Annotated in this window: 17 protein-coding genes; 13 read left to right on the forward strand and 4 right to left on the reverse strand. The window is 51.6% G+C overall.

From position 1 onward, the window contains the following. Positions 1-30: 30 nt before the first annotated feature. From J4E05_RS16510 to J4E05_RS16520, 3 genes are all read left to right on the forward strand, one after another. Positions 31-522: a MarR family winged helix-turn-helix transcriptional regulator gene (locus J4E05_RS16510; RefSeq protein WP_349597692.1), complete on the forward strand. Its 492-nt coding sequence runs from the start codon at positions 31-33 to the stop codon at positions 520-522. Positions 523-527: 5 nt separating this feature from the next. Beyond that, a complete protein-coding gene (locus J4E05_RS16515; protein ID WP_349597695.1) occupies positions 528-1,958 on the forward strand; it encodes a sulfatase family protein in 1,431 nt (476 codons plus the stop codon). Positions 1,959-2,592: 634 nt separating this feature from the next. Next, on the forward strand, positions 2,593-2,706 hold the full coding sequence (locus J4E05_RS16520; RefSeq protein ID WP_349597697.1) for a transposase domain-containing protein: 114 nt from the start codon (positions 2,593-2,595) through the stop codon (positions 2,704-2,706). Positions 2,707-2,849: 143 nt separating this feature from the next. On the opposite strand, the gene J4E05_RS16525 is transcribed toward J4E05_RS16520, so the two are convergent. The 4 genes from J4E05_RS16525 to J4E05_RS16540 all read right to left on the reverse strand — a co-directional run bounded on the left by J4E05_RS16525 (position 2,850) and on the right by J4E05_RS16540 (position 5,939). Next, a complete protein-coding gene (locus J4E05_RS16525) occupies positions 2,850-3,563 on the reverse strand; it encodes an SDR family oxidoreductase (protein WP_349597700.1) in 714 nt (237 codons plus the stop codon). Between the two features lie 56 nt (positions 3,564-3,619). Then, positions 3,620-4,297 carry a peroxiredoxin-like family protein gene (locus tag J4E05_RS16530; protein ID WP_349597703.1) on the reverse strand — a complete coding sequence of 226 codons (678 nt, stop codon included), beginning with the start codon at positions 4,295-4,297 and terminating at the stop codon, positions 3,620-3,622. A gap of 205 nt (positions 4,298-4,502) precedes the next feature. Next, on the reverse strand, positions 4,503-5,273 hold the full coding sequence (locus J4E05_RS16535) for an enoyl-CoA hydratase/isomerase family protein (RefSeq protein ID WP_349597705.1): 771 nt from the start codon (positions 5,271-5,273) through the stop codon (positions 4,503-4,505). 45 nt (positions 5,274-5,318) lie between these two features. Beyond that, positions 5,319-5,939, reverse strand: coding sequence for a glutathione S-transferase family protein (locus J4E05_RS16540; RefSeq protein WP_349597708.1), 621 nt, complete (start codon positions 5,937-5,939; stop codon positions 5,319-5,321). 106 nt (positions 5,940-6,045) lie between these two features. Here J4E05_RS16540 and J4E05_RS16545 point away from each other — a divergent pair, with 106 nt between their 5' ends. The 10 genes from J4E05_RS16545 to J4E05_RS16590 all read left to right on the forward strand — a co-directional run bounded on the left by J4E05_RS16545 (position 6,046) and on the right by J4E05_RS16590 (position 13,414). Further along, positions 6,046-6,921 carry a LysR family transcriptional regulator gene (locus J4E05_RS16545; RefSeq protein WP_349597710.1) on the forward strand — a complete coding sequence of 292 codons (876 nt, stop codon included), beginning with the start codon at positions 6,046-6,048 and terminating at the stop codon, positions 6,919-6,921. Between the two features lie 167 nt (positions 6,922-7,088). After that, positions 7,089-7,739 (forward strand): TetR/AcrR family transcriptional regulator, encoded by a 651-nt coding sequence (locus J4E05_RS16550; protein WP_349597713.1) that lies wholly within the window; start codon positions 7,089-7,091, stop codon positions 7,737-7,739. Positions 7,740-7,823: 84 nt separating this feature from the next. Continuing rightward, entirely contained in the window at positions 7,824-8,147 is a 324-nt protein-coding gene (locus J4E05_RS16555) for an MFS transporter (RefSeq protein ID WP_349597716.1), read from the forward strand. Beyond that, positions 8,087-9,241: an MFS transporter gene (locus J4E05_RS16560; RefSeq protein WP_349597719.1), complete on the forward strand. Its 1,155-nt coding sequence runs from the start codon at positions 8,087-8,089 to the stop codon at positions 9,239-9,241. The genes J4E05_RS16555 and J4E05_RS16560 overlap by 61 nt, the downstream gene beginning before the upstream one ends. Positions 9,242-9,372: 131 nt before the next feature. Then, complete coding sequence (locus J4E05_RS16565; protein ID WP_349597722.1) at positions 9,373-9,549, forward strand: SDR family NAD(P)-dependent oxidoreductase; 177 nt, start codon at positions 9,373-9,375, stop codon at positions 9,547-9,549. A 385-nt stretch (positions 9,550-9,934) separates the two neighbouring features. Beyond that, on the forward strand, positions 9,935-10,246 hold the full coding sequence (locus tag J4E05_RS16570) for a hypothetical protein (RefSeq protein WP_349597725.1): 312 nt from the start codon (positions 9,935-9,937) through the stop codon (positions 10,244-10,246). Positions 10,247-10,324: 78 nt separating this feature from the next. Beyond that, on the forward strand, positions 10,325-10,804 hold the full coding sequence (locus tag J4E05_RS16575) for a hypothetical protein (RefSeq protein ID WP_349597728.1): 480 nt from the start codon (positions 10,325-10,327) through the stop codon (positions 10,802-10,804). A 148-nt stretch (positions 10,805-10,952) separates the two neighbouring features. Beyond that, positions 10,953-11,321, forward strand: coding sequence for a hypothetical protein (locus J4E05_RS16580; protein WP_349597731.1), 369 nt, complete (start codon positions 10,953-10,955; stop codon positions 11,319-11,321). A gap of 901 nt (positions 11,322-12,222) precedes the next feature. After that, positions 12,223-12,711, forward strand: coding sequence for a hypothetical protein (locus J4E05_RS16585; RefSeq protein WP_349597734.1), 489 nt, complete (start codon positions 12,223-12,225; stop codon positions 12,709-12,711). A gap of 268 nt (positions 12,712-12,979) precedes the next feature. Then, on the forward strand, positions 12,980-13,414 hold the full coding sequence (locus tag J4E05_RS16590; RefSeq protein ID WP_349597737.1) for a hypothetical protein: 435 nt from the start codon (positions 12,980-12,982) through the stop codon (positions 13,412-13,414). Positions 13,415-13,645: the final 231 nt, after the last annotated feature.

Raw genomic sequence — 13,645 nt, forward strand, 5'->3', positions numbered from 1 at the left:
GGGCAGCCTGTGTGACCAGGGAGGAAAACCATGCCAACGAAAAAGGGACCAGTGAAAGGCGGTTTCGACATTGACCTGTTGCTGCCGTTTCAGATCACCCAGCTTAGCACCCGGCTGGCCGCTCAGGCGCGCCGTATTATCGCGCGACACGGGCATCTGACGTTGCCCCAATGGCGGATTATCCGCATCGTTGCTGCGGGCGTTGCCAGGAATTCGACCGCTGTTCGCAAAAGTACCGGCATTGACAAAGGCCAGTTCAGCAAGACGGTGAACGCCTTGGTCGCGCAGGGCTATATCCTGACCCTTCCCAATGAAGGGGATCAGCGCCAGTTCGAAATCGCGCTGACGGCCAAGGGGCAGGCCGCGCATGACCGTCTCGCCCCCGAACTTGACGCCCGTCAGAGGCACCTGATGGCAGCGCTTACGCCCGAACAGCGCGCGGTGATTTTTCCGGCGATCCACGCTCTCGCGGAGGCCGCCGACACCATTGATTTTCTTGAGACATCCAGCACCGAGGACTGACCATAATGACCCGTTCCAGGAACCTTCTCGTCATCATGTCGGATGAACACCAACCCCAGGCGATGGGGTGCGCAGGGTCGTTCGTGAAAACGCCAAATCTTGATGCGCTGGCTGCGCGCGGCGTGCGGTTTTCCAATGCTTACACGCCCTCGCCGATTTGTGTGCCAGCCCGTGCCGCCTTTGCCTCGGGCCGTTACGTTCATGACATACGGCTTTGGGATAATGCCATGCCCTATACCGGCAAGCCGCGCGGCTGGGGCCATGCGTTACAGGACCAGAAAACGCGGGTTGAATCGATTGGCAAGCTGCATTATCGCGCTGCCGAGGACCCGGCTGGTTTCGATGTCGAGCATATCCCGATGCAGGTGGCTGGCGGGCATGGCATGGTTTGGGGGTCCATCCGGCGCGAGGACGAGCGCGTGGTAAAGGACGGCCGCATGCTGGGCGATTATATTGGTCCGGGCGAAAGCAATTATACCCGGTATGATACCTCTGTTGTCGAACGCACGGAGGAATGGCTGGCCGCCGCGACAGAAGACCAACACCCGTGGTGTCTTTATGTCGGTCTCGTCGCGCCGCATTTTCCGCTGATCGTGCCACAGGATTATCTCAATCTTTATCCGACCGACAACCTGCCGCCGTTGAAACTGCATCCGCGCGACGGCTACGTTCATCATCCTTGGGTCGCCAAGCAGGATACCGCCCTTGCCGGCGACATCGCGATGAAAGACGAGGCCGAACGGCAAATGGCCCGGGCCTGCTATTACGCGCTTTGTACCTGGATGGACAATAATGTTGGCCGGATCGTTGCCGCGCTGCAAGCGCAAGGCCTGCTTGAGGACACGACCATTATTTATACCTCCGATCACGGCGACAATGTGGGGGCGCGTGGCCTGTGGGGCAAGTCAAACATGTATGAGGAATCGGTCGCCGTGCCGCTGATCGTGGCCGAGCCGGGCGCCAAACCGTCGGTCTGCGCCACGCCCGTCAGTTTGCTTGACGTGTCGGAAACCATCGTCAGCCATTTTGGCGCGACATTGGAAGGCGATCGACCGGGCCGCTCGCTTTACGATATCGCATCGGAACCCGAGGACCCCAACCGTGTGGTTTTCAGCGAATATCACGCGGTCGGTGCGGTCTCGGCCTGCTATATGCTGCGCAAGGGAGGCTGGAAACTGATCCATTATCACGGTTTCGAGCCGGAGCTTTTCGACCTTGCCAACGATCCCGAGGAAACCGAAAACCGGGCCGCAGACCCGGCCTGTAAACAGATCCTTGATGATCTTTATGCGGAGCTGAAGGCCATCTGTGATCCCGCCGCGATGAACGACTTGGCCTTTGCGGATCAGGATGCCCTGATCGAAGGTTATGGCGGGCGCGACGTGGCGATGAATATGGGCGCCCCGGCCGCAACCCCGCCGCCGCAAATGACCTGATATCCTGTTTGAGTCCTCTTTGGTGTTAAAGACGGAGCTTTAGCAGTTTTGCCGCGGTTATGGACTGGACGCCGTATTCATACATGTCACTTCGTGCGGCTACCGTGTAAACTCAACACATGGGGCAAAAATTTACTTCTTCATGCTGATGTTTGGAGAAACTAAGATCGATGCCCGATTTTAAGAAAACGAACCCGTCTTCAATCACTTAGGTGCAGAAAAAACTTGTGACAGGATTTTCCGCCGGATCGACATTACGGCCATTTTGGAAGCAGGCAGGGCGCTTAATCCCGTTGGTGGCCGCCGTTGACAGCATTGCGCTGCTTTATAGGCGAAACCGGCTTATCCGGGTTCCTGGGTGATGCTCTGTAAGCGTACAGCCAGAAGTCAGAGCTACCTCGCAGGAGAGAGTGAATGACCGGATTTTAGGAGCAAGAGGGAACGGTGTTTCCGAACAGCCCGGGAAATCGAGATTTAGCTGACAGATGCAGTGATAACATTGTCAACGGTCGCCGCACTTGGATGCCGCACTGGGATGTTCGCCGGTTCTGATGCCGGAGGTGATCGGGTAGTAGCGATTTACAGCCTGATTGTTCGCGAAGCTGAGCGAGCGTAGCGAGAACAAACAGCAAAGATGCAGGAGCTTGACCTGCGAAAATATCCCGCTGTCATCCTCGACCGTATTGCAGATCATCCGGTCAATCAGATCGACGAACTCCTGCCCTGGAACATCGCCCCCCAAGTTTGAGTGCCTCTCTGAAAGGGTATCGCAGGCCCTGTCAAGGTAGCCGTGAGAGGCGTTTGCTGAACAGATACGAGCGATGATGCCGCTGCTTTTTTCGGGAAATTTGGAGCGGGCCCGGGAACTGCCTTGGCCTGTTTCTTATTGCTTTAGATCGCGGATTTCCCGATCGACGCCCCGCCATCGACATGAAGTGTTTGCCCGGTGATAAACGCGGCTTCGTCAGAGAGCAGGTAGTTGATTGCTCCGGCTATTTCTTCCGGTTTGCCAAAACGCCCCATCGGAACGCCTGACAGGTACCGGGCTTCGCCACCGCTGCCGATGGGATTGTTTGTCCGAAAAAGCTCTGTTTCCGTTGGTCCTGGCGAAACGGCATTGACCGTGATCCCGGACGTAGCGAGTTCGAGGGCCCAGCTTCGAGTGAAGCTGACGAGCGCCGCCTTCGCCGCCGCGTAGCTGGTCCGCTGCACGCTACCAAGGACAGTGAGGCTGGAGATGTTGACGACGCGTCCCCAGCCTTGTGTACGCATGGCTGGAAGTGCTGCTTGCACGGCAACGAGCGCCGGATGCAGATTTACACGCATAACTTCTTCAAGTGTCTCGACCCTAATATCTCCGAGCGGTTCCGCCCGAACGAGACCTACGTTGTTGATAACGCCGTCGATCTGATTTTCGCGTGCGATGGTAGCAAGCTCGTCGCTGGCGGCGGGGTTGGATAGATCTAGCAAATGAAGATCGCCGGGAAAGCCGTCGGTTGCATTGCGGGCAACGCCGATTACCTTATGCCCCTGATGGACCAGGCGGTGTGCGACAGACAGACCGATGCCCTTGCTGGCACCGGTGATCAGGAATGTTCTATTCATCAAAAAATCTCCCGGCCCCGCCTCCGAAGAAGCAGGGCCATTACTGGTTGAACGGATCAGGCAGGGGTGCGGCCTGCTGCGACGTGCAGTGCTGGCACCATGTCTTCCGGCTCCGGGCGGTGGGTGTAGTCCGGGTTCACCTCGGCGTAGAGGATTATTCCGTCCTGGCCGACGACGTAGCGGGCGGGCATCGGCAGGGTCCAGCTTGGATCACCGTTGAAGGCTGGCAGATCGTTCTTGAGCGACTTGTAGAGATCGACCAGGTAGTCCTGCAGTTCGAAGCGCAGGCCAAAGGCAGCTGCAACCTCGTTGTTCGGGTCCGACAGGATCGGAAATGTCAGGTTGTTCTGGCGCACTGACTTGCGGCTGTTGACCGGGTTCTGCGGCGAGATGGCGACGAGACTTGCGCCCAGTTCCCGGAATTTCGGCAGCGCCTCTTCAAGGGCCTGGAGCTCCATGTTGCAGTATGGGCACCAGACGCCGCGATAAAAGCTTATGACCAGTGGTCCGCGGGCAAGCAAATCTGAGGAGGAAACTGCCTTGCCTTCGGGGTCGGAAAGGTTAAAGGCAGGCAGTTTGTCTCCGGCCTTCAGGGCTCGCTCAGCTGCGCCCGAAGCGATCAGTTCGGCTGTGGCGCGACGCATGGTTTCGATGACTGAATAAGGGACCTTATAGGGTGGCTTGCCAGCTTCGAAATCGGCTTTGAAAGCGTCCAGTTTGGCTTGAAGTGTCATGGTTATCGTCCTTCTTGTTAATATTTTCCGATGGGATGTGGCGGCGGCATGTCGACCGACGACGGGCAAGGTGGGTGCCTATCGGAACTCGCCGACAGTCTGCGGGCCGGCCAGTTCGATGATGGCGTGCTGGCATCGGGCGCACCGTGCTTAATCCTTCCACTTAGGCATTGCCGTTCGGCGCCAATCAAACGGCGTTTTGGGATCAGCCGTTGGCGGCCATTGAACGAGCAACCTCGGCGGCGCTGATGCCTTCCAGGGCCAGTCCGTAGCCAACACCTTCATCAATGATCCGGCGCAGCTTCTGGGTCAGCGCGATGCGTGTATAGCTACTGGTCAGTGGTGGTAGGGCTGCAATACCTTCGGCGATCTCATGGGCCCGGTCCAACAACTTGTCGGCTGGAACGATCTCGTTGACGACGCCCCAATCTTTGGCGGTTTGCGCATCGAGCATTTGGCGGGTGAGGATGAAATACCTGCCTCGGACGCTGCCGATTACTTCCGGCCACAATAGATTGACGCCATCGCCAGGGACAATGCCGAAGTCGAAATGCGGCTTGTCCTGAAACACTGTATCCGGTGTGGCAAGGATGATGTCCGTCAGCAACGCATATTCCGAATGCAAAAGGACCGGTCCGTTCAACGCAGTAATCATTGGCACTTCAATATCTAGGATATTCATGAGGACCTTTTTGCCCTCACGATAGATTTTGTCGTAGCCGCGCGGTGAGAAGAAGTCGAAGCCTTCGGGGCTGATCGCATCCATGAAGGCGTCGCCCGAGCCGGTGAGAATGACAACGCGGTTTTCGGGGTCGGACCCGATCTGGTGAAAGAGGTCGACGAATTGCTCATGGGTATGGCCGTCGAAGACGAGTTTGCCACCGTCTGTGTGGAAGGTGACTTCGAGAACGCCGCTCGGCGAACGGGTCAGGCGAGCATTCGAGAAGCTGTTCTTGTAGGATTCAAATTGAGACATGGTGGTTTTCCTGTTGGTCTGTATGGAAATGACGGGAGAGTAAGGTCAGGCGGTGGGTAGGAGGCTTTCGACACGAGCGATGGCCCGCTGGATGGCCGGACGCGCCATTACAACCTCGTACCAGCGTGAAAGATTGTGATGACTGTCGAGGGTCAAGCCGGGAAACTGCCGGCGCCACAGCCAGCCGAAGTGGGCTATGTCGGCGATCGTGAATTCGTCGCCTGCAACGAAGGCCTGTGTGGAAAGCTTATTGTCGAGCAGGCCGAGGATCCGCTCCGCTTCGGCCGTGAAACGTGCTTCGGCGATTGGCTGTGGCTCGGGCGAGGAGCGTTTGAAGAAACCAGCATTGCCGAATGCGGGGCTCAGGGCCGAGGCGTGGAAGAAGAGCTGTTCGAAGACGCGCGCGCGAGTTGCTCCGCGGGTTGGCAGGAACCGGCCGGTTTTTTCCGCCAGATAAACGAGGATGGCGGCGCTTTCCGTTAGGACAAGGTTATCATCTATCAGGACCGGTACCTTGCCGTTCGGATTGAGCGAAAGAAAAGCCTCTTCCCTTTGTCCGCCCTTTCGGACATTGACTGCCTTGAGGTCATAGGCGAGGCCGAGTTCCTCGAGCGCAACCAGTACCTTGATGCTGTTCGGTGTGGCAAAGGCGTAGACTTCGATCATGTTCGTCTCCATCGGATCGTGTTTGCTAGAGAGAGTTATGACCATTCCTTTAATGTTGCGGCAGGTCGCTTGAAGCGATAATGGTTATTCCCAAGGAGAATGAGCAATGGACAGATTTCAGGCGATGACCGTCTTCGTGCGCGTGATTGAAACGGGATCGTTTTCAGGGGCGGCCAAGCGGATTGGTGTCGGCCAGCCCGCTATTTCCAAGACCATTGCCCAGTTGGAGGATCGCCTTCAGGTCCGCTTGCTCATTCGCTCCACCCATGGCCTGTCGCCAACAGATGCCGGTATTCGTTTCTATGAAAGAGCAAAGGTGGCCATTCAGGAGGCGGATGAGGCAGAGCTTGAAGCGAAGGGGGCGGGTGCAGGCCTTTCAGGCCGTCTCCGGGTCTGTGCAGCGACGACATTTGCTCGACTCATGGTTATTCCGCGCCTGCCAGAGTTCCTGTCCGCTCATCCGGAGCTGGAAGTGGATGTTGTTCTAGATGATCGTGTCATCGATCTCGTCTCGGAGGGCATCGACATTGCGTTACGCATGGGTGACCTTGCGGATTCTTCTGCCATTGCGCGCAAGATCGCCACGGGGCGTCGTTCTGTGGTCGCGACAGCTTTTTATCTCGAAAAACACGGCGTACCTCAAGTGCCTGCAGACCTTGCCATGCATGAGGCGGTCGTCTACACCCAGCTCGGAAATAGCTGGATTTTTAAAAGGAATGGGACAGAGGCCTCTGTCGTCGTGGCAGGACGGACCCGCTTCACTGCCGCCGAAGGCATCCGCGAGGCTGTCAAGGCAGACATGGGGCTGGCCGTGACGTCGGACTGGATGTTTTGGCCGGAACTGCGGAGTGGCGACGTGCAGCGCGTTCTGGAGGATTGGGAACTTCCCGATATCGACCTTTGGGCGGTCTTTCCGACGGGGCGTCTGGTCAGTGCCAAGGCAAGGGCGTTTGCGAATTTCGTTGAGCAGATTCTTCAGTAAGTCAAAGATTTTATTGGTTAAGACCCGCCCACAGGACCCGGCCCTGACTGTTGCTATGACAGGCGGGACCAGGCCATGCGTCAGCACCGCTGAGGTCTGTTAAAAACCCGGAAGTAAACCAGCAGGTATGCATCGCTTCATGACCACGTCCCTGTAGCTTGGAAATAATGCTTGCATTAGGAACCGAATGGTTCCATAAGTGGGCCATGATAAAACGCACTCAGACATATGCGTCCGTTGGTCGCCCTCGCGAATTTGAACTTGATGATGCAGTTCGAAAAGCGATGGACGTATTTTGGGACCGTGGATATCACGATGCATCCCTTCCCGACTTGCTTAAAGGCATGGAGCTGTCGAGGGGAAGTTTCTATAAGGCTTTTGTAGACAAGAGAGGCGTCTATTTGCGCGCTCTTGATCTCTATATCGAGGATGCCATTCGCTCGGTTGGAGAGACGCTGCATTCGCACTCGTCGCCAAAAGGCGCAATTCGGGAAGCATTTTTGCAGCATGTTGATTATTCGTCTGGCACGCTCGGTTTACGTGGGTGCTTTGTTGTCTTTGCGGCTCTTGAGATGCTTCCTGATGATAAGGAGGTCTCAGCCCGAATTTCCCGCCTGTTTCGGCGACTGCAAGATCTTTATGCGGCAGCGATCATAAGAGCTCAATCCCTGGGGGAAATTGATCCCGGGCTCGATGATCGAACGCTTGCCAGATTCCTTGTGTGCCAGCTTCAGGGTATGCGTGTTCTGGGCAAGGCAGGAGCAGATCGCGATGAAACGAGGGCTATGGTCGACTTGGTGCTAAAAGCGCTTAACTAACTCTAATTTGGAACTAATTGGTTCCAAATTTTTCTATTCCCGCAAATTGGTCGTCCGTTTCTCCAGGGCGATGTAGAGGCACATGTGAGACATAGCTTTGACGTCAAAGACAATCCCGATCCGCGTCGCTGGATTGCACTGGTTATTTTATTAGTCGGGGCTTTTTTGCCCCCACTTGATTTCTTCATCGTGAATGTGGCGCTGCCCTCAATCCGGGAGGACTTCCGTGCTTCAGCGGCGGCAATGCAACTGATTATTTCGGGCTACGCCACAACCTACGCAGTTATGCTGATTACAGGGGCAGGCTGGGAGACCTATATGGTCGTCGAAATGTTTTTCTGTCAGGAATGCTCGGGTTTGCTGCTGCTTCTGCCTTATGTGGATTTGCGTGGTCTCCTGTTGTTCTGATCATCGGTCGTGTCCTTCAGGGATTTGCCGCAGCAATCATGGCGCCGCAGGCTTTGGCGTCAATTAACGCAATTTTTCCCGACCACGAAAAATCAAAGGCGCTTAGCTTCTATGCCCTTACGTTCGGGGTGGCATCAATGGCCGGCCTTTTCCTTGGTGGAGCGCTGATTGCGCTGAACATTTTTGCTCTTGGATGGCGGGCAATCTTCATCATCAACCTTCCTGTGATCGCGATCACCGCGCCGTCGGCATTTCTTCTGTTACGCGAAACCAGATCCGAACATCCAGGCACGCTTGATATCGGCGGAGCATTGCTGATCGCGCTTGGACTTTTTGCACTGATCGCGCCGGTGATAGAGGGCCGGGAGCAGGGGTGGTCGGTTTGGCTTATTTTAATGCTTGCCACTTCCTTGCCGTTGTTTGTCCTGTTCTGGCGGCATGAAAAACACATTGAGTCGATGGGAAGAGATCCCATTCTGGCGCCGAGCCTGCTTAAAAATCCGGGGTTAATGCGGGGTCTGTTAGCTGCATTGCTCTATTACGCCGTTGCGGCCTTCTGGCTGATATTCTCGGTCTATGAGCAGGGCGGCCTTGGTCGGACGCCGTTCGAGGCCGGGTTGGCGATCCTTCCGGCGGCAGTCGGCTTTGCCCTTGGCCCTTTGGCAAGTGAGCGCTTCCTTCGCATCTTCGGAAGATTTTCCGCCGGCCTGGGTATGGCAATACAAGCTATCGGTCTGCTTGCAACGGCCGTTCTTATCTCTTTCGGGTTCTCACATTTTGTTTTCGTTGCGCTTTTTGTTGTTGGCGTAGGGCAGGGAGTTGCTCTTCCCAATCTTGTGAAAAGCATCGTGCAACGGGTCGACAGGTCGCAGTCAGGATTGGCTTCCGGTTTGGTCAATTCAACGTTCCAGATGGGTGGTGCGCTGGCAGCGGCTGTCATTGGCGGATTGTTTTTCACCGTTTTAGGAACGGCAACCGACGTTGAATCCACGGGGCGCGCATATAGCGTTGCCGCAACAGCGATAGCAATCTGTCTTCTCGTTGGAGGATGGCTTTCCATCGGTTTGACAACGAACAAAGAATTACCCCGATGAGCAAAAATATCGATTGATCCAGTTATCGGCGCGCCCGCTAACGGCGTGACTATTCCTACCGTTTCTGCCGATTACCGGCAGATAACTGTTCCCTTACCGAGCGACACATAAACATTTTGAGGTATACCATCATGGATAACATCCCTTTCCTTCCTCTTGCGGGTAAGCGCGCGCTTGTCACCGGGGCCGCACGCGGCATTGGTGCAGCCATCGCGCTGAAGCTGGCCGAAGATGGCGCAGACGTTGCCATCACCTATGAAAAGTCAGTCGAAAAGGCCGAAGCTCTTGTTGCTGGGATCCGCCTTTGACTGTCGTAAATCTCGGCCAAAACCAACAATTCGGCGTGTTTGGTTGGCACTCTTTGAGCTTCGCGCTAATAGCTGCAATCTTGCCCGTCAAAATCTTCTTGCAGGCTAATTTCTGTTTCCTTGGTAAATCCCTCTATAACAAGGCTTCCATAGATTCAGAATTTCAGCCGTTTGGGAATATTTTTATGAGCTGAAGTCTCAGCAGATTGGTATTATATCTCAATTAAAGTGTTTCGAAAATGGAAGTTTTAGGCGAAAAAAACTGTTAGGGAAATTGCAGGGCATAGGCGAATTCAAGAGATAAATGGTAACGTTCTTGCACGTTTTTCTAGTGCAGTGTCGAATAAGGTTGATCCTATCGGAATGAATAGGAGTTATTTGCTCGATGACTAACGATTTTTATTTTATTGCTGAATCTGAAAACGGTATGGGGCGGTGTCTCGTTCCGAAAGTGTCGTGGTCGGATGATTTTATTGATGTTGTTCATAAAGAAAAAATTTCTGTTTTGAGGTTGACGGATTCAATGGGGTGGAGAGATGGTGATATATATTTTCTTGAGAAACTCCAAAGCGTTGGATTACGCGGTGTTGAGATATACGCTAGGGGAGTGAAAGACATAACGCCTTTGCAGTTTATTCCGAGTTTGGAGTATTTGGGGCTTCAATGTGAGTTTAATAAGGCTCCAGATTTTTCATAATTTAGTCATTTAAAAATATGTAAATTGTTTTGGCGGCCAAAAGTCAAATCTGTTTTTAGCTGCTCTAGTTTGGAACAATTGAACGTTGTTAATTATCCAGGTGAAGACTTGAATGTTCTGGCGACCTTGGCCGGTTTGAAGTGTCTTCAATTAACATCCAGAAGGCTTGTATCTCTTGCTGGCATAGATTCGTTGCAAGGTCTGATAACATTGGATTTGGCTTATTGCCCTAAACTGGGGTCGTTGACGGGTATTGAAAGGTGCCAGAAACTTCAAATGGTTGAGCTGAAAAACTGTAAGAAGGTAGGTGACGTTTCTTGTCTTGGTGAGCTGCTAAACTTAAGAGAATTATTTATCAATGATTGTGGTACGATCAGGTCGTTGCAGCCACTTGCGAAGTGTAGGCATCTTGAGAATTTAATATTTTATGGTGATACAAATATAGAAGATGGGGATTTGGCAACCATTCTGGAAATTCCCAAGTTGAAAAAAATGTGGTTTGCCGACAGAAGCCATTATAGTCACAAAAGGGATCAAATTTCTGCTGCGATTTCTTGAATGAATAAATCTCGGTAACGAGGGGCTTGTTGTGTTAAGAAACAGCAAGGTCAGTTTGCCGTTATAGATGTCGATGGCATATGGAGTGTTGAATCCAATTGAAAATCTTGCAGAATAATCTCAGGTACATGTTGTCAAGCACCGGATAGTGGTTGACGGTAATGGCGATATGGCGGGTGTGGATACGCATCTGCATTATATCCAGGTCGATGATTCCAGTCTGGCGATCCACAAGATCACGATTGCGCAAGACACAACGCAAACGCAAAAGACACTCTGCTACTTGCTTGATCATGTCACCTTTGTGGTTCTGACGACGGATGCCGCTGGTGCAGTGAGTGAGGTGATGTCCTGTAATGTACTCAGGGCCCGTCGGGAGGTTAGCTGGGAAGCGGGAGTGCTTTCGGTTCGTCCTGCGACGCGACGCTGCTTTACTAGGCATGAGCAACTTTGTGCGGTTGGTATCGTTCACATGAATGGTCGCATCTATGATCCGGAACTGGGCCGTATTCTCTGACTCGATCCCAATGTACCAGATTCGACCGTGACACAATGCTTTAATCGCTACGGCTATATACGTAACAACCCTCTCTTCTATGTTGATACAACAGGATTCTCACTTTCTCAGAATACACGACGCGGAGAGCTTGGAGGACGAGGTTGAGAAGCAAATGATTATGGCGGTTGGAGTAGTGGGAATGATCGAGGAGGAAATAATCCTCGATAAAGAAGTGTTCGTATTACTGCAGAGGCGAAGAATAAGCAGACTGTGTTGGTGAAAGCTAATAATAAGGACGAAAGCTCTTACCGGTGCATGTGAGTGTTCTCTGGGGGCTCACGTTGACTTCATAAACGCTCTCATCAATGCGGTGTTGGGGCTGATCAGCGCGAATTTTCGATTAGCTTAACACCGGATTTACAGAGTTATCCCGAGATTAGATCCCCTGCCTCTGTAGAGGAACAGGTTGCTCGAGGGCTGCAGATGGTTGGGGCGTTATGACCCGTGCGGCAGGGGAATTGTCCGCTGTGCGTAACATTTTAAAATTTAAACATGTTGGATCTTGAAATAACAATAATAAGGTACTTCAAAGAATGTGGCAGGGTTTGAGATAAGTGGTTAAAAGTCTCAACCTGGAGGAGGTAATTTGAATGGCTGTGTCTTTAATGCAGCAAAGAAAAAAGAGATTCGTTTAAATGAAAATTCCTCCGGATTTTTTATGATTGCTTCAAAGAAATTCAAGTGATTTAGCGTCAAATCGCACGTTGGTATTGTGCCTCATGTTCATCAGTCAATTCGAAATGTGATATCGAAGGGCTCCTTAGGTGAAATTAGTTCAAAAACTAAATCTGGGGGTGTAACTTCACCTTCAACTAAAGGTGTGAGGCAGCTATGTAATCATCTATATAATGGGGATAATATGGAATATTCGTTTGACTGCTCCCAGTTAGTCGCTGTTAGAAGATCTTCTGGATCGTTAGCGCCAAGTGAAGCGTGCAGAATCCTCTCTGAAGTTTGGGACGGTGAAGTTAAGTATGAAGACCAAATTGATTCGGCAAAAGTTAATTATCTGCGACGGTATAATGGGCCTTCACTTGAGCTATTTGAATTTGTAGATAAAGAATTCATAGGTGAGTTTGAAGATTGGCATGATGCTAATCATGTTCCACGGCGAGTTGAGCAATTTGAAGATTGCATTAAAAAATTTATGAGATGCGGTTATGGCGTGGAAACGGTTTTTATCATAAATACACCCACAGAGAGCCAAAGTAGAGTTCATCGAACGGCTAGTAATTCATTGTTGGGTGCCCTTTACGCTATGTCTTTGTTTTACACCGATGAGGGAGCGGGTTGTGAGGTTTTGATCGTTAATCTAAAGAAATGTGGTGATATTCAAAAGGACACATAAAAGGACGTAAAAGAAGGTATATATGAGTTCATAGATGCTGCAGGTGGAAATAGTGCGGCAAATTTTGAAATATATCTAATCGCCGGTAAGGGTTTTAAATAAAAAAGGGAAAGTTTTAGGGAGCCCCTTAAAAAATCAACGTTCATATCATATTGATCCGAAAGAATTTGTAAAATACAGAGAGCCAAACCATGTTAATGCAAATATACTTCGAGGTTACAAGGGGGCTCTTGATAAGAAAAATTTCTCGTACAAGGAGTAATTGTAAGTGGATAACAATCAATTAATATTTAACTTCCGTGGTTTCCTAATTTCGTCTTGGTCAAATGTTATGGAGATTTTGGAGCACTTGGACTGGGATGATTCACCTTATTTTCTTGACGACTGGATGCAGGCGAACTGGGAGTTTTTCGTCGAAAAGCATGCCTTGGAATCTGAGCAGTTCCTTGTCCCTTATGGCGGCAATAGCTCATCAGAATGTCGTTATACAGATAAGGGTAGAATGTTAACTCATCGTGTGACTTGCAAGAAAAAGGGAGAATCGAAGTCCCAGTACTATTTCTTTAAGTTTGTGACAAAAGATGATGGATGTATTAGAATTTGGTCGCCTTTCGATTATATTTATGTTGAAGATATAAAGACTGGTGATAGATTTTATCTTGCTTTCGATGAGGTGGAGTTTTCTGTTGATCAGATAATTTGATTTTATAAATATTGTAGGTATTAAATTGAAATAAAGAAAAATTAATTTGTGCTCGCCTATTCGCTCTGCGCCCTGAAAACAGGATCCAGTGGAAATGAGCAATCCTTCGTAGGATTGAGGTTGAATGGGGCGGAAGTATTCAAATGGGTTAAACAGAGAGTGTTGTCCCCAGTATATGGTTTTATAGGCTTTCCCGGAAAAATGGGATGCGGTTGGTGTGTCGACATAAAA

The sequence above is a fragment of the Thalassospira sp. NFXS8 genome, from assembly GCF_040148805.1.
GTDB lineage: Bacteria > Pseudomonadota > Alphaproteobacteria > Rhodospirillales > Thalassospiraceae > Thalassospira.

Coding starts and splice junctions, on each gene's coding strand:
- J4E05_RS16540 (WP_349597708.1), bottom strand. CDS start 5,939: ATGATCGAAGTCTACGCCTTTGCCACACCGAACAGCATCAAGGTACTG.
- J4E05_RS16550 (WP_349597713.1), top strand. CDS start 7,089: ATGCTTGCATTAGGAACCGAATGGTTCCATAAGTGGGCCATGATAAAA.
- J4E05_RS16525 (WP_349597700.1), bottom strand. CDS start 3,563: ATGAATAGAACATTCCTGATCACCGGTGCCAGCAAGGGCATCGGTCTG.
- J4E05_RS16585 (WP_349597734.1), top strand. CDS start 12,223: ATGGAATATTCGTTTGACTGCTCCCAGTTAGTCGCTGTTAGAAGATCT.
- J4E05_RS16520 (WP_349597697.1), top strand. CDS start 2,593: ATGCAGGAGCTTGACCTGCGAAAATATCCCGCTGTCATCCTCGACCGT.
- J4E05_RS16530 (WP_349597703.1), bottom strand. CDS start 4,297: ATGACACTTCAAGCCAAACTGGACGCTTTCAAAGCCGATTTCGAAGCT.
- J4E05_RS16570 (WP_349597725.1), top strand. CDS start 9,935: ATGACTAACGATTTTTATTTTATTGCTGAATCTGAAAACGGTATGGGG.
- J4E05_RS16515 (WP_349597695.1), top strand. CDS start 528: ATGACCCGTTCCAGGAACCTTCTCGTCATCATGTCGGATGAACACCAA.
- J4E05_RS16560 (WP_349597719.1), top strand. CDS start 8,087: ATGCTCGGGTTTGCTGCTGCTTCTGCCTTATGTGGATTTGCGTGGTCT.
- J4E05_RS16510 (WP_349597692.1), top strand. CDS start 31: ATGCCAACGAAAAAGGGACCAGTGAAAGGCGGTTTCGACATTGACCTG.
- J4E05_RS16545 (WP_349597710.1), top strand. CDS start 6,046: ATGGACAGATTTCAGGCGATGACCGTCTTCGTGCGCGTGATTGAAACG.
- J4E05_RS16565 (WP_349597722.1), top strand. CDS start 9,373: ATGGATAACATCCCTTTCCTTCCTCTTGCGGGTAAGCGCGCGCTTGTC.
- J4E05_RS16535 (WP_349597705.1), bottom strand. CDS start 5,273: ATGTCTCAATTTGAATCCTACAAGAACAGCTTCTCGAATGCTCGCCTG.